This is a genomic window from Agathobacter ruminis (assembly GCF_002735305.1).
GTDB classification, from domain to species: domain Bacteria; phylum Bacillota; class Clostridia; order Lachnospirales; family Lachnospiraceae; genus Roseburia; species Roseburia ruminis.
In genome coordinates this window covers 13,568-38,466 of sequence record NZ_PDYG01000005.1, presented here as the reverse complement: position 1 = coordinate 38,466, position 24,899 = coordinate 13,568, and the positions used below count along the sequence as shown (strand labels likewise).

Here is a 24,899-nt window from a genome sequence, read left to right as displayed (position 1 = left end):
GATGCGCAGAGATTTGCATATGAAATATGTCAGCTACGCTGACGCAAATCTCGCGCCAAGACTCGCGAGCGAGACTTGAAATTGAGAAGGAACTTGATTAAGATGAATGTAGAAAAAATGAACGGAAAAGGAACCTTGGAAATGAATCAGGTTTATCATTTTATTGTCAATACAGCAGCAAGAACGGGAAAAGGAATCTTTGCATGGAATGAACTGGAAGAAATACTGATGCAAAGACAGATAAAATATGAAACACATTTGACGGAATACGCCGGTCACGCAAAGACGCTGGCAAGGGAACTGAGTGAAAAAGGGACAGAATCTGACCCTGTTTATCTGGTGATTGTCGGTGGTGACGGAACGGTCAATGAAGTATTAAACGGAATTGTCAATTTTAAAAATGTCAGATTCGGATATGTTCCGAATGGCTCGGCAAATGATCTGGCAAACGGACTTGGCTGGTTTAAATTTGATGCAAAAGAAATATTAAATAAATTATTGGATGGCGAATATCATGGATTTGCAATGGATTTAGGGTGTTCAACAGATGAATCGGGAAACAAAAATCTGTTTGCAATCAGTTCAGGAATCGGTATTGATGCAGAAGTCTGCAAAGCGGCATTGCATTCCAAATTAAAGAAATTTTTGAATGCCATTCATCTGGGCGGGCTTACTTATAAATTACTTACGATTCACAAATTATTTACGATGCCTCATGTGACATGTTATTTGAAATTGGATGATCAACCGGAGAAGATGATACAAAAAGGCATTTTTGCGGTTGGCATGAATCAGCCGGTCGAAGGTGGAGGGGTGCCGATGGCGCCAAAGGCGGTCTGTACCGATGGCAAATTGACCTTATGCTGTGTATATGGCTATTCCAGATTCCGAGCTTTCTTTGTTTTGCCATCGCTTTTAGCGGGGAAACATGAGGGAAAGAAAGGGTTCTGGATTGAGTCGTTTTCAAAGGCTACCATACGGCTTGAGTCGGCAATGGTATTGCATGCAGACGGAGAATATTGCGGAGAGCAGAAGCATGTCTGTATCGAATGCCTGCCGGGCATTATGAAATTTATCTAGTGAGGATTGCGATTATGCAGATTATTTTTATTCACCATAGTTGTTTCCTGGTGGAAATTGATGATAAAGTTTTGATATTTGATTATTTCAACGGAGACCGTGTGGATGGTTTTCATTTTGGAGGGAAATTGCCGACTTATGAAAAAGATACTCCGATTTATATGTTTGCCAGTCACAGCCATGCGGATCATTATGATATGGATATTTTGCGGATGGCGGATCAATATCCGAATATCCGATATATTTTTTCAAAAGACATCCGCATCAGCCCGAATTTTTTGCAAAAGCATGGAATTGATCCGTCAGTGCGTGAACGTGTGACTTTTGTAAAACCGGATCAAACCTATCAGGTGGACGATTTAAAAATCAAAACACTTGGTTCCACAGATTCCGGTGTCGCATTTTATGTGGATGTAAACGGTGTGACCTTATTCCATGCCGGAGATTTGAACGATTGGAGAATGGAGCATGTCGGCGAACTGATTAACGGAAGGATGAAACGAAGTTATCGCCACGAAATCAAGAAACTGAAAAATAAACCGATTAATGTTGCATTCGTACCTTGCGATCCGAGACTCGGAGAGTATCAGTTCGAAGGCCTGACGTATTTTTTGGAAACGACGGATGCGGAATATGTTTTCCCGATGCATATGTGGCAAAAATATTCTGAGGTAAATAGTTTCAAAAAGAAGATGTCAAATCGCTTGATGGCGGATCGATTGATGGTGATTTCACAAGAAAATCAAACCTTTTTGTTTGAAGAAAGTTGAAATCATGACATATATCTATTATAATTAATGCAAAATCTGGAGGTGGAGAACATGGGATTTGGACAATATCTTGTATGGTACATCATTCAGGGAATCGGACTGCTTGCAATTGGATGCTGCGGTGCGTTTATAGGAATAAAGCTTCGTAAGAAAAAGGATGCGAAACTTGCGGATGACAAGACCGTAGAATAACAGAATGGATTATTCTATACATGCTATTTCTTAAGAGTCGCTTGCGGCTCTTATTTGTGTGTAATTAGAAATATTTTGGAGGAAAGAAGAAATGCATAAGAGTTATGGAGTGAACGAATTACGCAGAATGTATCTTGAATTTTTCGAGAGTAAAGATCATCTTGCAATGAAGAGTTTTTCACTCGTTCCACACAATGACAACAGTTTATTATTAATCAATGCCGGAATGGCACCTTTGAAACCATATTTCACCGGGCAGGAAATTCCGCCTCGCAGAAGAGTGACAACCTGTCAGAAATGTGTTCGTACCGGTGATATCGAAAATGTAGGAAAGACAGCAAGACATCTTACTTTCTTTGAAATGCTCGGTAATTTCTCGTTCGGCGATTATTTCAAGCATGAAGCAATCGCATGGAGCTGGGAATTTTTAACCGAAGTACTCGGACTTGAAAAGGACCGTTTATATCCATCCATTTACGGAGAGGACGAAGAAGCCTTCGAAATCTGGAATAAAGAAATCGGAATTCCGGCAGATCGCATCACCCGTTTTTATCGTGATCCGGAAACCGGAGAATGTGACAATTTCTGGGAGCATGGTGCAGGACCTTGCGGACCTTGTTCTGAAATCTATTACGATCGCGGCGAGAAATACGGATGCGGCGATCCGAATTGTAAAGTCGGCTGTGAATGCGACCGTTTTATGGAAGTCTGGAATAATGTATTTACCCAGTTCAACGGAGACGGACATGGCGGTTATGAAGAACTTGAAAACAAAAACATCGATACCGGTATGGGCCTTGAGCGACTTGCAGTCGTAATGCAGGATGTAGATTCTGTATTTGATATTGATACGATGAAAGCCATTCGCGATAAAGTATGCGAACTTTCCGGCAAACAATATCAGGTGGATGCCATCGATGATATTTCCATCCGTTTGATTACCGATCATATTCGTTCATCAACTTTCCTGATTTCCGACGGTGTTATGCCGACCAATGAAGGAAGAGGATATGTGCTTCGCCGTATCATTCGTCGTGCTGCGCGTCATGGTCGTATGCTTGGCATTAACGGAACCTTCCTCGCTGAAATCGCTAAGGTTGTAATCCGCGAATCAAAGGACGGATACAGCGAATTGGAAGAAAAGAAAGATTTCATTCTTCGCGTTTTGACACAGGAAGAAGAGAAATTTGCAAAGACCATTGATCAGGGTCTTGCGATTTTAAATGAAATGGAAGAGCAGATGCTCAAATCCGGAAACAAGATTTTGTCTGGAGAAAATGCATTTAAGCTGTATGATACTTACGGATTCCCGATTGATTTGACATCCGAAATCCTTGAAGAGAAAGGATTCTCTTATGACGAAGAAGGATTTAAGAAATGCATGGATGAGCAGAAGAATAAGGCAAGAGCAGCCCGCAAAGAGACAAATTATATGGGTGCGGATGCCAATGTATATAATGAAATCGAATCCGATATGGTTACGGAATTTGTCGGATATGATGCAACAGAAGCAGAAGAGACAATTGCATTTGTAACCAGCGAAGACGAAGTTGTGGAAGCTCTTTCTGATGGTCAGAAGGGTTCTGTGATTGTTGCAAAGACTCCTTTCTATGCTACTATGGGTGGACAGCAGGGGGATAAAGGCCTGATCAAAACTGCTGACGGAACCTTTGTGGTTGAAGATACCGTCAAGGTGGTTGGAAACCGCTATGCACATGTTGGATATGTAAGTGAAGGTATGATTCGCACCGGCGAAAAGGCGCAGCTTTTGGTTGACAAGAAACGCCGTGCAAAAACCTGCAGAAACCATTCTGCAACACATTTGTTACAGAAGGCATTGCGCGAAGTCCTCGGAACACATGTTGAACAGGCCGGTTCTTTCCAGGATGAAGATCGTACCAGATTCGACTTCTCTCATTTTGAGGCTATGACTGCTGAAGAATTACAGCGCGTAGAAGATATGGTCAACGAAAAGATTGCAGAGGCAATTCCGGTTGTGACCGAGGTGATGACTGTGGACGAGGCAAAGAAGACCGGTGCCATGGCTTTGTTTGGAGAGAAATACGGCGAGAAGGTTCGTGTCGTATCCATGGGAGATTTCTCAAAAGAATTCTGTGGTGGTACACATGTAAAGAATACTTCCGATATCGGTTCCTTTAAAATTATTTCTGAAAACGGTGTAGCTGCCGGTGTCAGAAGAATTGAAGCTTTAACCGGTGATAATGTACTTGCTTATTATGCAAATCTTGAAAAAGAATTGAATGAAGCTGCCAAAATTGTAAAAACAACTCCGGCTTCTCTGACCGACAGACTTGAAAAATTAATGGCTGAAGTAAAAGCTTTGCAAAGCGAGAATGAATCATTAAAGAGCAAGGCTGCACAGTCTGCACTTGGTGATGTCATGGATCAGGTTGTGGATGTGAAGGGCGTGAAGTTGCTTGCAACCAGTGTTTCTTCTGTTGATATGAACGGATTGCGCGATCTTGGTGATCAGTTAAAAGAAAAGCTTGGCGAAGGTGTTGTTGTAATCGCATCTGATATGGATGGAAAAGTAAATCTGATTGCAATGGCGACCGATGAAGCGCAAAAGAAAGGTGCACATGCCGGAAATCTGATCAAAGCAATTGCCGGAAAAGTCGGCGGTGGCGGCGGTGGCCGTCCGAATATGGCACAGGCCGGTGGTAAAAACCCTGCCGGAATTGCAGATGCAATTGCCGAAGCAAAAACTGCATTAGCGTCCATGCTCTCATAAATCTCGTAAATGTACACTTTTTACTTGACAAATATTTTTTATTTGGTAAAATATTTTTTGTGCAAATAAGAGTAAAACCTTACAGTTGACGCACATACTTTACAACTGGAGGGAGGTTAGGTTCGAGTGTCCAGTGTTATCGTAAAAGAAAATGAATCTTTGGATAGTGCATTACGTCGTTTCAAGAGAAACTGCGCTAAGGCTGGTATCCAGCAGGAAATTCGTAAGCGTGAGCATTACGAGAAGCCGAGTGTAAAGCGTAAGAAGAAATCTGAAGCTGCTCGCAAGAGAAAATACAATTAATGTATGATAGGGAGCCTTGGTATTTAACCAAGGCTTTTTTCCTATTCAAATAAGACAAAAATGAGGTGATCAAGATGTCTTCCATGGAAAATAAAATTGATAAAATAGTAGAAAAAATACTCGAAGATTATAAAGATGAGCGCTTCATCAATCAGGTTGAAGTTTTTGATCAGCCGGACAAAGAAGTTGTTATTGATATCACCAAAAAAATGTTAAAGATTATTTTCCCGGGATTTTATCGGGAAAACAATTATCATTTTTATAATAATTACAGCCGATTGACCAATTTGCTTGAAGATGTCATGTATAATCTGAACAAACAGATTGCAATTGCATTGAAACAAAAGCCGGAAAACAAATTGCGTCAGCAATGTGAAATTCAAAAAGATGCAGAAAATTTATCGCTTGCATTTTTTGAACAGATTCCGAAAATCCGTGAATATGTGGATACCGATGTACAGGCCGATTTTGATGGAGATCCTGCTGCATTTAACAAGAATGAAATCATATTGACGTATCCGGGACTGATGGCCAGCACGGTGAATCGAATCGCGCATGAATTATATTTGCTGAGGGTGCCGATTATTCCTCGTATGATGACGGAATATATTCACAATTTAACCGGAATCGATATTCATCCGGGCGCAACGATTGGCAAATATTTCTTTATTGATCACGGAACCGGAATTGTAGTCGGTGAGACTACTGTGATCGGGGAGCATGTCAAGATTTACCAGGGCGTGACACTCGGTGCACTTTCGACGCGTGGCGGACAGGCGTTAAAAGGTGTCAAGAGACATCCGACCATCGAAGACAATGTTACCATTTATTCAGGAGCATCCATCTTTGGCGGGGAAACAATCATCGGTCATGATTCGGTCATCGGATCGAATGCATTTATCACAAAATCAATTTGTCCTGGCTCGCGTGTCAGCATCAAGAATCAGGAGCATAATATCAAACAAGGTGACTGCGACGATTTTGATACAGACCCGGCTACGGATAGCAGCTGGTTTTACATTATATAAATAACAGGGGAATGTTATGTCAAATTCAAATGATTTAATTAATCGGATAAACGGTAAATACAGCCGGATGAGTAAGGGACAAAAGAGACTGGCGACTTATATTACGGATAATTATGACAAGGCGGTTTTTCTTACGGCAGCAAAGCTTGGTGAGATTGTCGGAGTGAGTGAATCGACCGTTGTGCGTTTTGCAATGTCGCTTGGCTACAAGGGATATCCTGAATTTCAGGATGCGTTGGAAGAACTGGTACGCAACAAATTAAATTCTGTACAGCGTATGGAAGTAACTTACGGAAGAATATCCCAGTCTGAGATTCTTGATACTGTTTTGCGCTCAGATGCGGAAAAAATCACTTCAACATTGCACAAAATTGATCCACATACCTTTGATCTGGCAGTGGATACAATTTTAAATGCCAAAAATATTTATATTGTAGGTATTCGAAGCTGTGCTCCGCTTGCAAGCTTTCTGGCTTTTTATTTGAATCTGATGTTTCCGAATGTCATTTTGTTGACCACAAACAGCTCAAGCGAGTTGTTTGAACAGATGGTTCGTATCAACAAAAATGATGTGATTATCGGAATCAGCTTTCCACGTTATTCAATGCGTACATTAAAAGCGCTTGAGTTTGCAAATTCAAGACAGGCCAAAGTAATCACTTTGACGGACAGTGTGCATTCTCCGATGAATCTGTATTCTTCCTGCAATCTGATTGCAGACAGCGATATGGCTTCCATTGTGGATTCTCTGGTTGCACCGTTGAGCGTAATCAATTCTTTGATTGTTGCGCTTTGTATGAAAAAACAAAAAGCGGTAGCAAAGACTTTGACCACATTAGAACAGATCTGGAATGAATATCAGGTTTATGAATCGGATGAGATTAATGTCATCGATGATTCGATTAAAGTACATTATGCGCAATTGAAAGATGACGAAAATGAGTAATGTAATCGTAATCGGTGGAGGCGCGGCCGGATGTATGGCTGCCTATGCAGCTGCATCTAAGGGGCATACGGTCCACCTTCTGGAAAAGAATGAAAAAATCGGCAAGAAAATATATATCACAGGAAAAGGACGATGCAATGTGACGAACGCATCGGATATTGATGTGATTCTGGCAAATGTATTATCCAATCCAAAATTCCTGTATTCTGCCATTTATACTTTTACAAATGATGATGTCATTGACTTCTTTGAAAAATATGATGTACCGCTCAAGGTGGAGCGCGGGAATCGCGTTTTCCCTGTTTCGGACCATTCGTCGGATATCATCAAAGGACTTGAACGGGCATTAAAAGATATGAATGTTCATATCCATCTGTATACGGAAGTGAAGCAATTGTTGATGGATCATCATCGGTGTACAGGTGTGGAATTGTCTGATGGAACGCAGATGAAAGCCAATCATGTCATTGTCGCAACAGGCGGTTTGTCATATCCTTCCACCGGTTCAACCGGAGATGGATATCGTTTCGCGCAAAGTTGTGATCTGGCTATGGTTGATCCGGTTCCGTCTCTTGTACCATTTGAAACAAAAGAGAGCTGGGTTGTGAAATTGCAGGGCCTGTCTCTGCGCAATGTCACGCTTAAAATCACAAAGGGCAAAAAAGTGCTGTTTGAAGAATTCGGCGAGATGCTGTTTACCCATTTTGGAATCAGCGGTCCGCTTGTGCTTTCAGCATCTGCCAAGATTAAGCCTTCTGACTTTGATGGTCCGCTTCATGCAGAACTGGATTTAAAACCGGCGATTTCAAAAGAAGAATTGTCAGATCGTCTGGTCAAAGATTTTTCAAACAATTTAAATAAGAATTTCCGAAATGGAATCAATGGACTGTTTCCGGCAAAATTATCCCCGGTTATGGTACATATTTCATCCATTGATGAGAATAAGAAATGCAATGAGATCACAAAGGAAGAGCGCAATGCATTCGTGGAATTAACCAAGGCATTGCCATTTACGATAGTAAAAAAACGTGATTTCAAAGAGGCAATCATCACCAAAGGCGGAGTGTCGGTAAAAGAAATCGATCCATCTACAATGTTTGCAAAAAAAGTAGAGGGACTTTCATTTTGTGGAGAGGTTTTGGACCTTGATGCATATACGGGCGGTTATAATCTGCAGATTGCCTGGTCGACCGGTTATCTGGCCGGATCGAGTATTGAATGATAAGGAGTAAAAAAATGAGTGTTAATATCGCAATTGATGGACCTGCAGGAGCAGGAAAGAGTACCATTGCAAAGATGGTAGCAAAGAAATTAGGTTATGTATATGTAGATACCGGAGCGATGTATCGCGCAATGGCATATTATTTTCTGACCAATCAGATTGACAGTACAGACCGGGAAGCAATTGAAAAAGCGGTAGAAACCGTTGATGTGACCATTCAATATGAAAACGGACAGCAGGTTGTCCTGTTAAACGGGGAAAATGTCAATGACAAAATCCGCAATGAAGAAGTCGGAAATATGGCTTCTGCAACGAGTGTTTATCCGAATGTGCGCAAAAAACTGGTTGCATTGCAGCAAAAGCTTGCACAATCGACAGATGTGATTATGGATGGCCGTGATATCGGCTCAGTTGTATTGCCGAATGCAGATGTGAAATTCTATCTGACAGCAAGCTCGTCGGTTCGTGCGCAGAGAAGATTTGCCGAATTGCAGGAAAAAGGTGTTGCATGTGATCTCGATCAAATTGAGAAAGATATCATTGACCGTGATGAGCGTGATATGAACCGCGAGGTTTCTCCGCTTACAATCTGCGAGGATGCAGTATTGGTTGATAGTTCATATATGACCATCGATGAAGTTGTTGCTGAATTGATTCGAATTGTGGAAGAAAAGACAAATGGAAATTAAAATTGCAAATAGCGCCGGATTCTGTTTCGGTGTAACAAGGGCTGTAAATACGGTCTATGAAGCAATCGCATCGAATGACAAGGATATTTATACATTTGGTCCGATAATTCATAATAAAGAAGTGGTACATGACCTGGAAATGAAAGGGGTTCGGGTGATTGAATCGTTAGAAGAGATTCCGGACCATGTCGATCATGCCGTAATGATTATTCGTTCTCATGGAGTTTCCCGGGAAGTCATGGATTGCCTGACAAATGCCGGATTTCAAATTATTGATGCAACATGTCCTTTTGTAAAAAAGATTCATAATATTGTTGCAGAATATAGTGAGAAAGGTTACCATATAGTAATCACCGGAAATCCGTCACATCCTGAAGTGATCGGTATAGAGGGATGGATGTGTAACGACCGAGTTACTGTGGTTTCAACAAAGGAAGAAGTGGAATCCCTGTCGTTTGAACCGGGCACAAAAGTGTGTATGGTATCGCAAACAACATTTAACTTGAATAAATTTAAAGAATTTGTTGAAATTGTAACCGAAAAAGGGTATGATATAAATGTTTTAAATACAATCTGTAACGCGACAGAGGAAAGACAGCAAGAAGCACGAGTGCTTGCCGCTTCCGTAGATGCCATGATTGTCATTGGAGATAAGGGCAGTTCGAATACGCAGAAGTTATTTGAAATATGTAAAAAAGAATGTGAAAATACTTACTATATACAAACAAGTAGCGAAATGGATTATTCATCCATGAAATCTGTCAGTAGCGTAGGTATTACCGCAGGGGCTTCCACCCCAAATAATATCATTGAGGAGGTATCAAAGAATGTCAGAAAACTTTGATCAATTATTGGAAGAATCATTTAAGACCATGAGTGTCAGAAACGGAGAGGTTGTAACCGGTACAGTTATTGGAGTAAAACCGGATGAGATCGTCTTAAATGTCGGCGCAAAGGCAGATGGTATCATTACCCGTAACGAATACACCAGTGATTCAAGCCTTGACCTTACAACTGTCGTAAAAGAAGGAGACACAATCGAAGCTAAGGTTGTTAAGACCAACGACGGAGAAGGCCAGTTAATCCTTTCCACAAAGAGACTTGCAGCAGAAAAGGGAAGCAAGCGTTTACAGGAAGCTTTTGAAAACGAAGAAGTATTAACCGCAAAAGTATCACAGATCCTTGACGGCGGTGTTTGCCTCGTAATCGATGAGACCAGAGTATTTATCCCTGCATCATTGGTTAGCGATACATATGAAAAAGATCTTTCTAAATTCAAAGATCAGGAAATCGAATTTGTAATTACCGAATTTGAGCCAAGAAAGAGAAGAATCATCGGTAACCGCAAGAAGTTACTTCTCAGCAAGAAAGCTGAAGCACAGAAAGAATTGTTCGAAAAGATTGCAGTTGGCGATGTTGTAACCGGAACTGTAAAGAATGTAACCGATTTCGGTGCATTCATTGATCTCGGTGGAGTTGATGGACTTCTCCATATTTCCGAAATGTCTTGGGGTCGTATCGAAAGCCCTAAGAAAGTATTCACTGTAGGACAGGAAGTAAAAGTATTTATCAAGAGCATTAACGAGACCAAGATTGCATTATCTATGAAATTCCCTGAGGAGAATCCATGGAATGGTGCTGATGAGAAATTTGCAGTTGGCAATGTTGTAAAAGGTAAGGTTGCCAGAATGACTGATTTTGGTGCATTTGTAGAACTTGCACCTGGAATCGATGCATTGCTTCATGTTTCTCAGATTTCTAAGGATCATGTTGAGAAGCCTTCTGATGTATTAAAGGTTGGCCAGGAAGTTGAAGCTAAGATTGTTGACTTCTCTGAAGAAGACAAGAAGATTTCTCTTTCTGTAAAGGCATTACTTGCACCGGAAGAGCAGAATGATTCTGAAGAAGCAACAAGTGTTGATATCGATGCTGTTGCAGCTGAGTCTACAGACGCAGAATAATTATGTATAAACTTGGGGAGTTGTCATTTGACAGCTCCTTTTTGTTTAAAATAAAAAAATGAAACAGGGGGCATACAGATGTTTGATAAGTATGAGGAATTTAAAAAGGAAGTCTTAAAGCTTACCAAAATTGATTTGAATTATTACAAGGAAAAGCAGATGCGTCGTCGTATCGACACACTTGCACAAAAGAACAAGGCGACAAGCTATGAAGAGTATGTAAAGCTCTTGAAAGAAAGTCCGGAGTTGTTCGAACAGTTTGTGAATTTCCTTACCATAAATGTTTCTGAGTTTTATCGTAATCCGGAGCAATGGAAGCTGTTAGATGAGAAGGTAATCCCGAAGCTGATTCAGGATCATGGCAGAAATTTAAAAATCTGGAGTGCGGCCTGCTCGACAGGAGATGAACCTTATTCGCTTGTTATGGCTTTTTCGAAGCACATTCCGCTTTCCAACATTCATATTACCGCTACAGATATTGACAAGCAGGTAATTGCAAGTGCCAAAGCAGGATTGTACAGTGAGAAGAGTGTATTAAACGTTCCGGCTGATTTAAAGAAAAAATATTTCACCAAAATCGGTTCTTCTTACCAAATCGCAGATGAAATCAAAAAATGTGTCACTTTCCGTGAGCACAATCTGTTAAAAGATGTTTATCCAAAGGATTTTGATTTGATTCTGTGCCGCAATGTTGTTATCTATTTCACCGATGAAGCAAAAGACGAGATTTATCGTAAATTCTTTGCATCATTAAAAGAAAAAGGTGTCCTTTTCATTGGCAGCACAGAACAGATTACAAATTACAAAGATATCGGATTCTCAAGAATGAGTTCATTCTATTTCGAGAAGCCTTGACAAAGAGCAAAGATATGATTCACATATCTGCGCAACATAATATCTGATGATATAAAGTCCGTTGTTAATTCAAAATAACGGACTTTATCTTTGTATTCTTTTCTAAATTCCGGATTCATAATCTCAGAATATTGCGGCAAAAATGAGCTTTGCTTTTTGGTATAGCAATTGCTGGCCTTTGCCCGTTCGCGATAATCGCGGTCTACAAAATTCGCAACCGATTTATGGATTGCAACATCTTCCTTCGGCAGATAATAATAATCCTTATAATTTTCAAAGAAATAATATAACGTTCCTTTCAAAATCGGTACACGAATGGTTGTCTTTTTGCCGTTCATCGAGACATAAAAGTCTTTGATCTTAAAGCTGACCCGCTTCGGAATGGTATAATCATTTTCAAGAATGATATATAATTCATCATTGCGATTGCCGCTGTGGTCGTTATAGGATTCCAATCGAGTTTCTCTGATTGCAAACTGACCGTTTAAAATCTCATTATAGGACAAAATCGGAAGAAGTCGTGTCATTCCGACTACGTCATCAAAGTTATGTAAATATAACAAATCTTCACATTCTGAAGAATGTGTCTGGCAGTATTCCTGATAAACATTAATGAGTTCCTTGCCGGAATATAAATCATCACGCGAGATGCCAAGGAACTGTTCAATGGATTTTTGTTTATAGTTATCAAGCTTTAACAAAAATTTCTGTTTGGAAACAATTTTAAAGATGTCGAGATAGTCATATTTTTGAAATTGTTCCGGGATATGATAATGATCGCATTTGGCTTTTAAAAATGGGATATCAAATCCTATGCCGTTGTAGGAAACAATCGTTTGATATAATTTCAAAATCTCAAGGAAAGCAACCAATACGGCTTTTTCTTCCGATGGATTTTCGGCCATAAACTGGTCAATGCAGATATAATTGCCCTGTTTTCTGGCGCATCCGATCAGATAAATATGAGAATGCGACGGGGAAAACCCGGTGGTCTCAATATCAAAAAAAATAGAATGTTCATCAAACAAATCATCAGAAAGTGCATCTGATTTAATATATAATTCTTCTTTATGACGCGTCTTCATGAAACACCTCCTATTACACAAAAATTATATCATTTGTTTTATTTATTTGTCTATTTTTTACTTGGTATTCAAAAAAATACTATGATATGAGAAGCATAAAATGTATAATTAAAATAGTGCTATTGGATTAATTTTATAAAGCAAATCTATAACAAATTTTTAAAGAAAGAGGTGCACTAGGAATGGGTTTGAAAACATTTTCCGGCGGAGTACATCCTTATGAAGGTAAGGAATTGGCAAAAGACTCCGTAATCACAGAAGTTTTACCCAAGGGAGTTCTGGTCTTTCCTTTGTCACAGCACATTGGAGCGCCTGCAACCCCAATTGTCGCGGTAGGGGATACCGTTCTGAAAGGGCAAAAGATTGCAGAGGCATCCGGCTTTGTATCTTCCCCGATTTATTCTTCCGTTTCCGGAACCGTGCAAAAAATCGAAAAGCATCGTGTTGCTACCGGTGATATGGTGGAATCGATTTTTATCGAAAGCGATGATCAGTTTATTGAAGCAGGTTTTACAGAGACCGAGGACGTCACAAAACTTTCCAAAGATGAAATCATTAACAAAATCAAAGAAGCCGGTGTAGTTGGTATGGGTGGTGCCGGATTCCCGACACATGTTAAACTTTCTCCAAAAGAGCCGGACAAGATTGAATATATTATCGCCAATTGTGCGGAGTGCGAACCGTATTTGACCGCGGATTATCGCAGAATGCTTGAGAATACTGACGAACTGGTAGAAGGCATGAAGATTATTCTGCAGTTGTTCCCGAATGCCAAAGGTGTTTTTGGTGTCGAGAACAATAAAATGGATTGCGTATCAAAATTACAGGAGCGCATTGCCAATGAATCCAGAATGGAAGTGTGCACGCTGATGACCAAATATCCGCAGGGCGGAGAGCGCCAGCTGATTTATGCGGTAACAGGTCGCGCAATCAATTCCAAGATGCTTCCGGCCGATGCAGGATGCATTGTAGACAATGTTGAGACCATTATAGCGATTTATCAGGCAGTCAAGAATGGAATTCCGGTTATGAAGCGTGTTTCTACCGTTACCGGAGATGCAATCGAAAAACCATCCAATTTCCTTTATTCCATCGGTACACCATACCAGCAGCTGGTTGATGCCGCAGGATTAAAGACAACACCGAAAAAGATGATTTCCGGTGGTCCGATGATGGGATTTTCCATGTTTTCACTGGATATTCCTACCACCAAGACCTCTTCTTCCATCCTTTGCCTTTCAGAAGATGCGGTTTCCGAAAATGAGACCATTGCATGTATCAATTGCGGCAGATGTGTGGAAGCATGTCCGGAAAAATTAATTCCGAGCCGTTTGATGAAATTCTCCGAGAGAAATCTTCTGGAAGATTTTGAAAAATGGAACGGCCTGGAATGTATTGAATGTGGAAGCTGTTCTTTTGTATGTCCTTCCAAGCGTCAGGTTGCACAATCAATTAAAACAACAAAGAAGATTGTGCTTGCCGAGAAGCGCAAGAAGGCCGCAAATAAATAATTTCATTCGATAAAAATTAAGAGAGGTGAACAAAAAGTGAGTGAGACATATCAGGTTTCTTCTTCTCCGCACGTGCGTGAGAAGGTAACAACCAGTAATATTATGCTTTATGTCATTCTCGCATTGCTGCCAACATCTTTATTCGGAATTTATAATTTCGGCTGGAGAGCGCTGGTATTGATTGTTGTAACAATTGCAGCATGCGTGATTTCGGAATTTGTATTTAATAAGATTGCCAAGAGAAAACAAACCATCAATGATTTGAGTGCTGTTGTGACAGGTTTGTTGCTGGCATTGAATTTCCCGTCCACACTTCCAATTTGGGAAGCGGTGATTGGTGCATTTTTTGCCATTATCGTTGTCAAAATGATTTTTGGCGGCCTCGGACAGAACTTTATGAACCCGGCACTCGGTGGACGTTGCTTTTTGGTCATTGCATTTGCTGCAGATATGACCAGCTTCATTAACGGAACCAAATATGAAGGAATTGCATCAGCCACACCGCTTGCCATGATTCGCAATGAAGGTCTTGCTTCTGTGAATGTCCGGGATATGTTGATTGGAAATACAGCCGGAACCATCGGTGAGACAAGTGTGATTGCCATTTTGATTGGCGCGATTATCCTGATTTTGTTCGGAGTCATTGATTTGAAGATTCCGGGTGCATATATTTTGACCTTTGCATTGTTTATGTGCATTTTTGGAAAAGAAGCATTTTCTTTTGATTATGTGGTTGCACAGCTGTGCGGTGGCGGATTGATGCTCGGAGCATTCTTTATGGCAACCGATTATGTGACCAGTCCGATTACTCCGATGGGCAAGATAGTATTCGGTATGATATGCGGTCTGTTGACCGGTTTGTTCCGTTGTTTCGGTGCCAATGCGGAAGGTGTTTCTTTTGCAATCATCTTGAGCAACCTTTTGGTTCCATTGATTGAAAAAGTAACGGTTCCTCGTGCATTTGGAGTGAAGAAGGAGGCGAAGACAAATGAATAAAAAGATTGTACATGACGCCTTAATTCTCTTTGCATTTACCATCGTGCTCGGATTGATTCTCGGTCTAGTTCACGGTATCACCAAAGAACCGATCGATGCGGCTAACAATGCTGCACAGCAGAAGGCTTTCCAGGCCGTATTTGCAGATGCGGAGCAATTTTCTTTAGCAGAATATGATGCAAATGCTGCAAATCAATTATTGAAAGATAACGGATACAGCGATGTCATTGATGATGTACAGGAAGCTAAGGACGGATCCGGAAATCTGTTGGGCTATGTGATTACCGTGACTGCAAAAGACGGTTCGCAGGGCAGCATTACTTTTTCGGTAGGAATTCGTATGGACCGGACCGTGAACGGATATTCCATCACAGATACTTCCGAAACTCCGGGACTTGGACTGAAAGCATCCGAAGAAGATTTCTATAGTCAGTTTGAAGGAAAGAATGTAGAAAAATTCGAAGTGGTAAAGCAGACACCGGCAGCTGATAATCAGATTGAAGCAATCACCGGTTCCACGATTACATCCAAAGCAATTGCAAACGGATGCAATGCAGCTATCCTTTTCTTTGACAATGAATTGGGAGGTGCAAAATGAATAAATATTTAGAGCGCTTATATAACGGTATTATCAAGGAAAATCCTACCTTTGTTCTGATGCTTGGTATGTGTCCGACACTTGCGGTTACTTCATCGGCAATCAATGGTTTGGGAATGGGACTTTCTACAACGGTTGTATTGGTATTGTCAAATCTTTTGATTTCACTTTTCCGTAAAGTGATACCAAACGGAGTCCGTATGCCGGCATTTATTGTCGTTGTAGCTTCTCTGGTAACGATTGTACAGTTTATGCTGCAGGCATATCTTCCTTCACTTTCCAATGCGTTAGGCGTTTATATTCCTTTGATTGTGGTAAACTGTATCATCCTTGGAAGAGCGGAAAGTTATGCATCCAAGAATCCGCCTGTGGAATCTATTTTTGACGGACTTGGAATGGGACTTGGATTTACATTCGGATTAACCTGTATCGGTTTGATCCGTGAAATTCTCGGTGCTGCAACAGCATTTTCTGTCAATCTTGCATCTTTATCAACTGCAATTTCGGTATGCATGCTGGTTGCCGGATTGATTTGCATTGTTTTAATCGGTTATCTGATTATGAAACATGTTTCACCGGGCAAAATCTTTTTGGAGACACTCGCAATTATTCTTGCGCTTGCAGGATTGATTGCGGTACTTGGTGGTTATTATAAGCCGATTACAATCTTTATCATGGCACCGGGTGCATTTCTTGTACTTGCGGTTTTGGTCGTGGTAATGAATCTTGTTCGTGAACATATGAAAGAGCAGGGCGAGCCTCTTGCCGAACCTGCAGGATGTTTTGCGGGAAGCTGTGCGAACTGTGCGCAGGCAAAAGCTTGTGCATCTGCAAAAGCAGCCAATCAGACTGAGGAGGTGGAAAAAGCATGAGTGTACTTGCAGAATTAGCATTGGTTGCGGTTGGAGCCGCAATTGTCAATAATGTTGTACTGAGCCAGTTCCTCGGTATTTGTCCATTCCTCGGGGTATCCAAGAATACAAAGACTGCTGCCGGAATGGGTGGAGCGGTTATTTTCGTCATCGCGATTGCAACATTCGTGACACAATTAATTTATTACGGCATTCTTGCCAATCCGGCATTGGTAAAAAGCGGCATTGACCTGACTTATTTGAAAACAATCGTATTCATTCTTGTCATTGCTTCTCTGGTACAGTTTGTAGAAATGTTTTTGAAGAAAAAGGTCCCTTCCCTGTATAGTTCTCTTGGTGTATTCTTACCTTTGATTACCACGAACTGTGCGGTATTGGGCGTTGCGTTGAATTCTGTAACCAATTATTCCGACAAATCATTTGGTATGGCATTATTATACTCTATGATTTATGGAATTTTTACCGCTGTTGGATTCTTTATTGCGATTGTCCTGATGGCAGGAATTCGTGAGAAAATTGAATATAATGATATTCCAAAGCCATTCCGCGGAACTGCAATCGTATTGATTACAGCAGCCTTAATGTCAATTGCATTTATGGGATTCTCAGGAATGATTTAGGAGGGAGAGTAGAATGGAATTTGTTGCGATTATCGTAGCGGCTGTCGTAGTTGGCGCCGTAGGAGTTCTTCTGGGATTCTTCCTCGGAATTTCCGGAGAAAAATTTAAAGTCGAAGTAGATCCTCGTGAAGAAGCAATCCTTGATGTTCTTCCGGGAAATAACTGTGGTGGCTGTGGTTATGCCGGATGTTCCGGTCTTGCAGCTGCGATTGTAAAAGGGGAAGCACCTGTCAATCAATGTCCGGTCGGCGGACCTGCTGTCGGAGCCAAGATTGGTGAAATCATGGGAGTTGCTGCTGAAGAGGGCGCAAAGAAAGTTGCTTTTGTAAAATGTATCGGAGATTGTGAGAAAGCCAAAACCGATTATGATTACACCGGTGTAGAAGACTGTCAGGCTATGGCTTTTGTTCCTAACGGTGGACCAAAGTCATGTAATTATGGTTGTCTTGGATATGGTTCCTGTGTGAAAGCATGTCCGTTTGATGCAATTCATGTCATCAACGGTGTGGCACATGTGGATCCTATGGCATGTAAAGCCTGCGGAAAATGTGTGGCAGCCTGCCCTAAGAATCTGATTGAGCTTGTGCCATATGATGCAAAACATATTGTTGCATGTTCATCCAAAGATAAAGGCAAAGATGTTATGGCAGCTTGTCAGGCGGGATGTATCGGATGTCATCTGTGCGAGAAAAATTGTCCGAGTGATGCAGTTCATGTTGTAGACAATATCGCATATATCGATCAGGATAAATGTACAGGCTGTGATGCATGTGCGTTGAAATGCCCGAAAAAAGTTATTTTATAAAATGAATCATGCGATTAAAATAGGACGCCAGATGGCGTCCTATTTTTTGATATTCGCATTGCTGTATTGCAATTCATATTGATCTGTGATAAATACGGCTTCCACGTCATCGAGAGAATTGATAAAAGCCATGCCGTCTTTTAATCCAAGTGCAAGCACAATGGTACTGATTGCATCTCCGTCGCAGGAAGACTGACTGATAATGGAAACACCGAGCAAATCTGTGTCTGCAGGATAACCTGTTTCCGTTGAGAGAATATGATGATATCGCTTTTGATTGACGGTAAAATATCTCTCATAAACACCAGAAGTAACAACGGACTGATCTTTGACTTCGATTTGATCAATGACTTTCCCGGAATGGTCGAACGGATATTGAATTCCGATTTGATAAGGCTTTCCATTTGACTTCGGGCCCAACGTCAGGAGATTGCCTCCAAGATTGATGATCCCTTCTTTGATATCATTTTCATTCAAATACTGTTTCATCTGATCTGCGATAAAACCTTTTGCAATTCCGCCGAGATCAAGTTTGGCAAGCGGATCATTTAATTTTATCTTTGATTCTTTTTCATCAATCTCGATATTATGATAATCGACATGCGCTAGTAATTCCTTGATTTTCGCATCGTCCGGCAATACCGATTCCGGCATTTCATTGTCCGGACTGTTGCATTGACCGGCAATTTGAGAAATATTCCAGAGGTCTGTCAATGCTCCGATTGTAATATCGAATTTGCCATTGCTCAGATTGCAATAATAAATGGCTTTTTTTACAACATCGATGGTTTTGGCATCCACCGTCACCCATTCGCCAGGATTTGAATTGATTCGGGCAATATCACTATCTGAAACCGTAGCAGAGAGCAGCTGCTCATATTCTTTTGCAATATTCATGCAATCATCCAGCTTTTGTTCGTCTGAACTGTCATATAATGTGACAGTGATAATGGTATCAAAATATGTTCCGGATTTTGAAATTGGTTCATTTGGTTTTGCACTACATCCGCTCAAGAAAAAAGCAGACAGGAGAAAAAACAGATATTGATACTTGATTTTTTTTGTTTTTATATTGGTTTTAAAGTTCTTCATAGAAAATATTTTAATTCTTTTTGGAAATCGTGCAATAGTTTTGTGTTTTCGGTCATCTTATGGTAAAGTAACTCTATGCGGACAAAAATAGAATTGCGATCAAATAATATAAAATTGCGAAAAAGCATGTCGGAGACGGAATGTCAAAATAAGTCCGAACGCATTTGCACTTATATTCAAAGCATGCCGGAGTATCATAATGCAAATTGTATTTTGCTTTATCATGCCATCAATCATGAAGTGGATTTAAAGTCGTTGTTTCATCAGGCTTTAAAAGACCAAAAGCAAATTTACTATCCAAAAACAACTGCAACGGACCTTTTGTTTTACAGAATCACTGATATCAATGAGATGCGTCCGGGGTATTTTGGGATTATGGAGCCTGATGAAACGACCGAATTGCTCCAGCAATCAAACTGTAATGAGAAAATGCTTGTTATTGTACCGGGTGTGGCTTTTTCTGAAAAAGGGCATCGTATCGGATATGGCAAAGGATATTATGACCGCTTTTTGAAAGATTTTGATGGAATTTCTGTCGGCGTCGGATATCATTTTCAGTTGGAATCTGATTTCGAAACATCCGAACTGGATATTCCATTGCATTTTTTTGTGTCTGAACTTGGAATCGTCAATGTGCACCCAAAGGAGTAATCAATGGAATTAGAAGTTTTATGCAGTCGTACACATGATGTGAAAAATGTAATTGGAAATTTATCAACGGAAGTCAAAAACCGGGTATTACATGATGCAGCCAAATCAATCCTTGCGCATCAGGATGAGATTATTGCAGCAAATGCAGTCGATCTTGAAAACGGGCGCAACAATCAGATGCCACAGGGACTGCTGGACAGACTGATGCTTAATCCATCAAGAATTGCTGCCATTGCGGACGGATTGGATCAGGTTGCCGGTCTGAATGATCCTTTGGGTGAAATCTTATCTGAGACAACACGGCCAAACGGACTGATTTTAAAGAAGGTTCGCGTTTCCATCGGCGTGGTCGGAATGATTTATGAAGCCAGACCGAATGTCTCTGCGGATGCGTTCGGATTGTGTTTTAAGACCGGAAACTGTGTGATTTTAAAAGGCGGAAAAGATGCCATTCATTCCAATATCGCCATTGTAAATGCAATCAAAGAGGCTTTAAAAATAAACCAGATTCCGGAAGATGCGGTGAATCTGATTACACAGACCGACAGAGAAACAACAACACAATTTATGAAGATGAATCAATTTGTGGATGTATTGATTCCAAGAGGCGGAGCGGGACTGATTTCTGCGGTGGTTAACAATTCGAGCATTCCTGTCATTGAAACCGGAACCGGAAATTGTCATGTTTATGTGGATGAATCTGCAGATTTTGAAAAGACTCTGAATATTATTGAAAATGCAAAAACACAGAGAATCGGTGTATGCAATGCCATTGAATCCCTCGTGATTCACGAATCTGTTGCAAATGAAATTTTGCCGCAAATTTACAACCGGTTAGAGCCATATCATGTGCAATTCAGATGCGATGAGAAGAGCCTGTCGATTCTAAGCGGCAAGGAAAATGTCATTGCGGCGACAGAAGAGGATTTTGGCAAGGAATATCTTGATTATATTTTATCTGTTAAAATTGTCGATTCAATTGATGAAGCAATCGCACATATCAATCATTACAATACCGGACATTCGGAAACAATTATGACAGAAGATTCCGAACATGCTGACAAATTCATGAAGGAGATTGATGCTGCCTGTGTTTATCATAATGCATCAACCCGTTTCTCGGATGGAAATGAATTCGGATTTGGGGCTGAGATTGGAATCAGTACACAAAAATTACATGCGCGCGGTCCGATGGGACTAGAAGCTTTGACCAGCTATAAATATCTTATTTTCGGAGATGGTCAGGTGCGTCCATAAAATACAAACGGAAGAGAGAACATAAAATTAATGAGTGAAACAAATATTACATTAAATGCAGAATCAGAGCGTCTGTTACAATATGAGAATATTGAAATCGCAAAAGGACTTGTAAAAGAACTTGAAGCTTCGGCAGGCCGAAAACTGACCTATTATGTCAAGACCTTTGGCTGTCAGATGAATGCCAGAGATTCCGAAAAAATTGTCGGAATTCTTGAAGAGGCAGGATATGTAGAAGCAGAATCGGAGCAGGCGGATTTTGTGATTTACAACACCTGTACCGTGCGCGAAAATGCAAATAATAAGGTATACGGCAGACTTGGCAATTTGATTAATATGAAGAAAAAGAATCCATTTATGAGAATTGCACTCTGCGGATGTATGATGCAGGAGCCGACCGTTGTCGAAAAAATCAAAACAAGCTATCGTCAGGTAAATCTGATATTTGGTACACATAATATCTATAAGTTTGCAGAACTTTTGGTTCATTGTCTGCAAAATGACAAGTTGCTCGTTGATATTTGGGATGATACAGACAAAATTGTTGAAGATTTGCCAATCAAGCGCAAATATTCTTTTAAATCCGGCGTTAATATCATGTTCGGATGCAATAATTTTTGCAGTTATTGTATTGTACCTTATGTGCGAGGCAGAGAGCGAAGCCGTGAACCGAAAGATATCATTCGTGAATGCGAAAAACTGGTTGCGGATGGCGTGACCGAAATTATGTTGTTGGGTCAGAATGTGAATTCATACGGCAAGAATCTGGAACAACCTGTTACATTTGCGGAATTATTACGTTCCATCAACGAAATCAAAGGTTTAAAGAGAATTCGTTTTATGACTTCTCATCCAAAGGATTTGTCGGATGATTTGATTCGTGCAATGGCAGAATGCGAAAATGTATGCCCGCATATGCATTTGCCTCTGCAGTCGGGAAGTGACCGTTTGCTTGAATTGATGAATCGTCATTATACCAAACAGCAATATCTCGACATCGTCACCAAATTGCGCCAGGCAATTCCGGATATTGCCATTACAACAGATATTATTGTCGGCTTCCCGGGAGAGACAGAAGAAGACTTCCAGGAAACTCTCGATGTTGTAAAACAGGTTGAATATGATAATGCATTTACTTTTATCTATTCAAAGAGAACCGGAACACCTGCAGCGCGTATGGACAATCAGGTTCCGGAAGATGTGATCAAAGACCGTTTCGATCGTTTACTTGCAATTGTGCAGGAAAATGCTGCGAAAAAAGCCAATCTGCTGACAGGAAAAGTACTTCCTGTACTGGTAGAGCAGATAAATGAACAGGATGATAAGCTGGTAAGCGGACGCCTTGCCAACAATTCATTGGTTCATTTTCCGGGTGATGCTTCCATGATTGGAAACATTTATCAGGTTCGTTTGCTTGAGTGCAAAGGATTTTATTATCTTGGAGAGGTTGAATAATCGTGATTTCATATATTAAGGGAGAATTGGCGGAAACATATTATGATCAGATTGTTGTTGAGACAGGCGGAATCGGCTACAACATCAATATTACAGGTCTTGATTATGCGCTTTTGCCGGCAGTGGGCAGTGAAATAAAAGTATATACTTATTTTGCTGTTCGCGAGGACGCGATGTTACTATACGGATTTTTGGATCGTGATGAAAAAGAATTATTCAAATTATTATTGTCTGTCAATGGCATCGGTCCAAAGGCGGCAATGGGAATTTTGTCCGTATTAAGTCCGGATGATTTACGATTCGCAATCCTTTCACAGGATTCCAAGGCAATCGCAAAAGCTCCGGGAATCGGTGCAAAATCGGCATCCCGTGTCATATTGGAATTAAAAGATAAAGTCCGGTTGGAAGATGCGTTTGAGAAAAAATCAGAACATGTTTCTGCCGACACCGCCTCCGGTAATCAAAGTGCAGCCAAAAACGAAGCTGTTATGGCATTGACCGCTTTGGGATACAGCTCGACAGAAAGTTTAAAAGCGGTTTCAAAAGTGGAAGATGCTGAAGACATGACTGTAGAACAGATTTTGTCTGCTTCATTACGCTTTTTACAATAAAAATAATTATTCTGGAGTATTTCATTTATGGAAAAGAGAATTATCTCGACTGAGGTATTCGAAGAAGAAAAGAAAACAGAAAATTCTTTGCGACCGCAGAATCTGGATCATTATATCGGTCAGGAAAAGATCAAAGAGAGTCTGAAAATCTATATCGAGGCTGCAAAAGTGCGACAGGAAGCACTGGATCATGTACTTTTTTACGGACCGCCCGGACTTGGAAAAACCACATTGGCAGGAATTATCGCAAATGAAATGGGCACAAGATTTCGTATCACTTCCGGCCCTGCAATCGGCAAAACCGGTGAACTTGCAGCCATTTTAAACGGATTAAACGAAGGCGATGTTCTCTTTATTGATGAAATCCATCGTCTTGATAAGCAGGTGGAAGAAGTATTATATTCCGCAATGGAAGATTATGCCATCGATATTATGATTGGAAAGGGCGAAATGGCCAAATCGGTTCGATTGCCATTGCCGAAATTCACATTGATTGGTGCCACGACACGCGCAGGAATGCTTTCGGCGCCGCTCAGGGACCGTTTTGGTGTTGTCAGCCATATGGAATATTATACCATTGAGGAATTGAAAACCATCATTGAACAATCTGCGAAACTGTTACATGTTGAAATCGATGAAGAAGGTGCTTTGGAGATGGCAAGAAGAAGTCGTGGTACACCACGTCTGGCCAATCGCCTTTTGCGACGTGTTCGCGATTATGCACAGGTTCGATTTGACGGCACCATCAATCGCGATGTGGCCAAAAGTGCGCTCGATTTGCTCGATGTTGATCAGGACGGGCTCGATTTAAACGATCGCAATATCCTTTTGACCATTATTGATAAATTCGGTGGCGGCCCTGTCGGACTCGATACGCTTGCTGCTGCGCTTGGCGAAGATTCCGGCACCATTGAGGATGTTTATGAACCATATCTTGTCAAAAACGGATTCATTAATCGCACACCAAAGGGGCGTGTTGCTACAGACCTCGCTTTTTCGCATTTCAACAGATCACGCCAAACGTAGCAAGAATATGGTATTGCGTTTCTGCTGATAGAATGATACTATATATTGTAGGAAAATGCTTATTTTATATTCGGAGGACACTACATGTCAGCGAAAACAGATGCCGTTGTAGTAATTGACGGAAAAGTATATACATTAAGTGGATATGAGGATGCGGAATATTTGCAAAAAGTCGGTTCCTATATCAATGATAAGATTGCCGAAATAGACGCAGTGGATTCGTATCGTCATATGGCACTGAATATGAAAAACACATTGGTTGAGATCAACATCGCGGATGATTTCTTCAAGGCGAAAGCACAGGTTGAAAAACTCGAGAATGATCTGGCTGCGAAAGAAAAAGAAATATATGATTTGAAGCATGATTTGATTTCGAATCAGGTTAAAACCGAAAGTACCGAAGAGCGTATCAAAGAATTAGAGGCTGAAAACAAAGAATTATTGTTAAATAAAGCACGTTTGGAAGCTACATTGGAAGATTCGCTTTTGGATGACAAAAAGAAATCATAATGGATATGATTA

The 24,899-nt window shown here is 40.7% G+C and carries 26 protein-coding genes; 24 read left to right on the top strand and 2 right to left on the bottom strand.

Translation table 11 applies throughout. The features are described from left to right. Positions 1-102 precede the first annotated feature (102 nt). From CSX02_RS01975 to CSX02_RS01925, 12 genes are all read left to right on the top strand, one after another. Positions 103-1,080 carry a diacylglycerol/lipid kinase family protein gene (locus CSX02_RS01975; protein WP_099385435.1) on the top strand — a complete coding sequence of 326 codons (978 nt, stop codon included), beginning with the start codon at positions 103-105 and terminating at the stop codon, positions 1,078-1,080. 14 nt (positions 1,081-1,094) lie between these two features. Next, positions 1,095-1,850, top strand: a complete 756-nt coding sequence (locus tag CSX02_RS01970; RefSeq protein WP_099385434.1) for an MBL fold metallo-hydrolase — start codon at positions 1,095-1,097, stop codon at positions 1,848-1,850. A gap of 51 nt (positions 1,851-1,901) precedes the next feature. Next, positions 1,902-2,042: a hypothetical protein gene (locus CSX02_RS13480; protein ID WP_189281285.1), complete on the top strand. Its 141-nt coding sequence runs from the start codon at positions 1,902-1,904 to the stop codon at positions 2,040-2,042. Positions 2,043-2,133: 91 nt separating this feature from the next. After that, a complete protein-coding gene (gene alaS / locus CSX02_RS01965; protein WP_099385433.1) occupies positions 2,134-4,794 on the top strand; it encodes an alanine--tRNA ligase in 2,661 nt (886 codons plus the stop codon). A 126-nt stretch (positions 4,795-4,920) separates the two neighbouring features. Continuing rightward, positions 4,921-5,097: a 30S ribosomal protein S21 gene (rpsU, locus tag CSX02_RS01960; RefSeq protein WP_031545288.1), complete on the top strand. Its 177-nt coding sequence runs from the start codon at positions 4,921-4,923 to the stop codon at positions 5,095-5,097. A gap of 74 nt (positions 5,098-5,171) precedes the next feature. Continuing rightward, a complete protein-coding gene (locus CSX02_RS01955; protein WP_099385432.1) occupies positions 5,172-6,125 on the top strand; it encodes a serine O-acetyltransferase in 954 nt (317 codons plus the stop codon). A 16-nt stretch (positions 6,126-6,141) separates the two neighbouring features. Continuing rightward, positions 6,142-7,071, top strand: a complete 930-nt coding sequence (locus CSX02_RS01950) for a MurR/RpiR family transcriptional regulator (RefSeq protein ID WP_031545291.1) — start codon at positions 6,142-6,144, stop codon at positions 7,069-7,071. After that, complete coding sequence (locus CSX02_RS01945; protein WP_099385431.1) at positions 7,064-8,293, top strand: BaiN/RdsA family NAD(P)/FAD-dependent oxidoreductase; 1,230 nt, start codon at positions 7,064-7,066, stop codon at positions 8,291-8,293. Before CSX02_RS01950 ends, CSX02_RS01945 begins: the two co-directional genes overlap by 8 nt. Positions 8,294-8,307: 14 nt before the next feature. Continuing rightward, the gene (gene cmk / locus CSX02_RS01940; RefSeq protein WP_031545296.1) at positions 8,308-8,982 is read left to right on the top strand and encodes a (d)CMP kinase; all 675 of its coding nucleotides are present in this window, start codon (positions 8,308-8,310) and stop codon (positions 8,980-8,982) included. Beyond that, positions 8,972-9,826, top strand: a complete 855-nt coding sequence (ispH, locus tag CSX02_RS01935) for a 4-hydroxy-3-methylbut-2-enyl diphosphate reductase (RefSeq protein WP_099385430.1) — start codon at positions 8,972-8,974, stop codon at positions 9,824-9,826. Before cmk ends, ispH begins: the two co-directional genes overlap by 11 nt. Further along, on the top strand, positions 9,810-10,943 hold the full coding sequence (rpsA, locus tag CSX02_RS01930; protein ID WP_031545300.1) for a 30S ribosomal protein S1: 1,134 nt from the start codon (positions 9,810-9,812) through the stop codon (positions 10,941-10,943). The genes ispH and rpsA overlap by 17 nt, the downstream gene beginning before the upstream one ends. Positions 10,944-11,021: 78 nt before the next feature. Next, on the top strand, positions 11,022-11,798 hold the full coding sequence (locus tag CSX02_RS01925; protein WP_099385429.1) for a CheR family methyltransferase: 777 nt from the start codon (positions 11,022-11,024) through the stop codon (positions 11,796-11,798). On the opposite strand, the gene CSX02_RS01920 is transcribed toward CSX02_RS01925, so the two are convergent. After that, positions 11,780-12,883, bottom strand: coding sequence for a ribonuclease H-like domain-containing protein (locus CSX02_RS01920; protein WP_031545304.1), 1,104 nt, complete (start codon positions 12,881-12,883; stop codon positions 11,780-11,782). The two genes, CSX02_RS01925 and CSX02_RS01920, sit on opposite strands and share 19 nt — an antisense overlap. Positions 12,884-13,065: 182 nt before the next feature. Here CSX02_RS01920 and rsxC point away from each other — a divergent pair, with 182 nt between their 5' ends. From rsxC to CSX02_RS01890, 6 genes are read left to right on the top strand one after another with little or no spacing between them, the layout of a single operon-like run. Then, positions 13,066-14,394 (top strand): electron transport complex subunit RsxC, encoded by a 1,329-nt coding sequence (rsxC, locus tag CSX02_RS01915; RefSeq protein ID WP_031545306.1) that lies wholly within the window; start codon positions 13,066-13,068, stop codon positions 14,392-14,394. Positions 14,395-14,430: 36 nt separating this feature from the next. Next, positions 14,431-15,390: an RnfABCDGE type electron transport complex subunit D gene (locus CSX02_RS01910; protein WP_099385428.1), complete on the top strand. Its 960-nt coding sequence runs from the start codon at positions 14,431-14,433 to the stop codon at positions 15,388-15,390. Then, on the top strand, positions 15,383-15,988 hold the full coding sequence (locus CSX02_RS01905) for an RnfABCDGE type electron transport complex subunit G (RefSeq protein WP_099385427.1): 606 nt from the start codon (positions 15,383-15,385) through the stop codon (positions 15,986-15,988). The genes CSX02_RS01910 and CSX02_RS01905 overlap by 8 nt, the downstream gene beginning before the upstream one ends. Next, positions 15,985-16,860 carry an electron transport complex subunit RsxE gene (rsxE, locus tag CSX02_RS13835; protein ID WP_242970395.1) on the top strand — a complete coding sequence of 292 codons (876 nt, stop codon included), beginning with the start codon at positions 15,985-15,987 and terminating at the stop codon, positions 16,858-16,860. The genes CSX02_RS01905 and rsxE overlap by 4 nt, the downstream gene beginning before the upstream one ends. Next, on the top strand, positions 16,857-17,480 hold the full coding sequence (locus tag CSX02_RS01895) for an electron transport complex protein RnfA (protein ID WP_031545314.1): 624 nt from the start codon (positions 16,857-16,859) through the stop codon (positions 17,478-17,480). The genes rsxE and CSX02_RS01895 overlap by 4 nt, the downstream gene beginning before the upstream one ends. A gap of 13 nt (positions 17,481-17,493) precedes the next feature. Continuing rightward, positions 17,494-18,285 (top strand): RnfABCDGE type electron transport complex subunit B, encoded by a 792-nt coding sequence (locus CSX02_RS01890; protein ID WP_099385426.1) that lies wholly within the window; start codon positions 17,494-17,496, stop codon positions 18,283-18,285. 39 nt (positions 18,286-18,324) lie between these two features. On the opposite strand, the gene CSX02_RS01885 is transcribed toward CSX02_RS01890, so the two are convergent. Then, the gene (locus tag CSX02_RS01885) at positions 18,325-19,377 is read right to left on the bottom strand and encodes an FAD:protein FMN transferase (protein WP_099385425.1); all 1,053 of its coding nucleotides are present in this window, start codon (positions 19,375-19,377) and stop codon (positions 18,325-18,327) included. Between the two features lie 75 nt (positions 19,378-19,452). Here CSX02_RS01885 and CSX02_RS01880 point away from each other — a divergent pair, with 75 nt between their 5' ends. The 6 genes from CSX02_RS01880 (at position 19,453) to CSX02_RS01855 (ending at position 24,887) form a co-directional block, all read left to right on the top strand. Then, positions 19,453-20,028 carry a 5-formyltetrahydrofolate cyclo-ligase gene (locus CSX02_RS01880; RefSeq protein WP_099385424.1) on the top strand — a complete coding sequence of 192 codons (576 nt, stop codon included), beginning with the start codon at positions 19,453-19,455 and terminating at the stop codon, positions 20,026-20,028. A 3-nt stretch (positions 20,029-20,031) separates the two neighbouring features. Then, complete coding sequence (locus CSX02_RS01875) at positions 20,032-21,285, top strand: glutamate-5-semialdehyde dehydrogenase (RefSeq protein WP_099385423.1); 1,254 nt, start codon at positions 20,032-20,034, stop codon at positions 21,283-21,285. A gap of 30 nt (positions 21,286-21,315) precedes the next feature. After that, a complete protein-coding gene (miaB, locus tag CSX02_RS01870; RefSeq protein WP_099385422.1) occupies positions 21,316-22,740 on the top strand; it encodes a tRNA (N6-isopentenyl adenosine(37)-C2)-methylthiotransferase MiaB in 1,425 nt (474 codons plus the stop codon). 2 nt (positions 22,741-22,742) lie between these two features. After that, on the top strand, positions 22,743-23,351 hold the full coding sequence (gene ruvA / locus CSX02_RS01865) for a Holliday junction branch migration protein RuvA (RefSeq protein WP_099385421.1): 609 nt from the start codon (positions 22,743-22,745) through the stop codon (positions 23,349-23,351). Positions 23,352-23,378: 27 nt separating this feature from the next. Then, a complete protein-coding gene (ruvB, locus tag CSX02_RS01860) occupies positions 23,379-24,377 on the top strand; it encodes a Holliday junction branch migration DNA helicase RuvB (protein ID WP_031545328.1) in 999 nt (332 codons plus the stop codon). Between the two features lie 84 nt (positions 24,378-24,461). Next, complete coding sequence (locus CSX02_RS01855; protein ID WP_099385420.1) at positions 24,462-24,887, top strand: cell division protein ZapA; 426 nt, start codon at positions 24,462-24,464, stop codon at positions 24,885-24,887. The last annotated feature ends 12 nt before the right edge of the window (positions 24,888-24,899 follow it).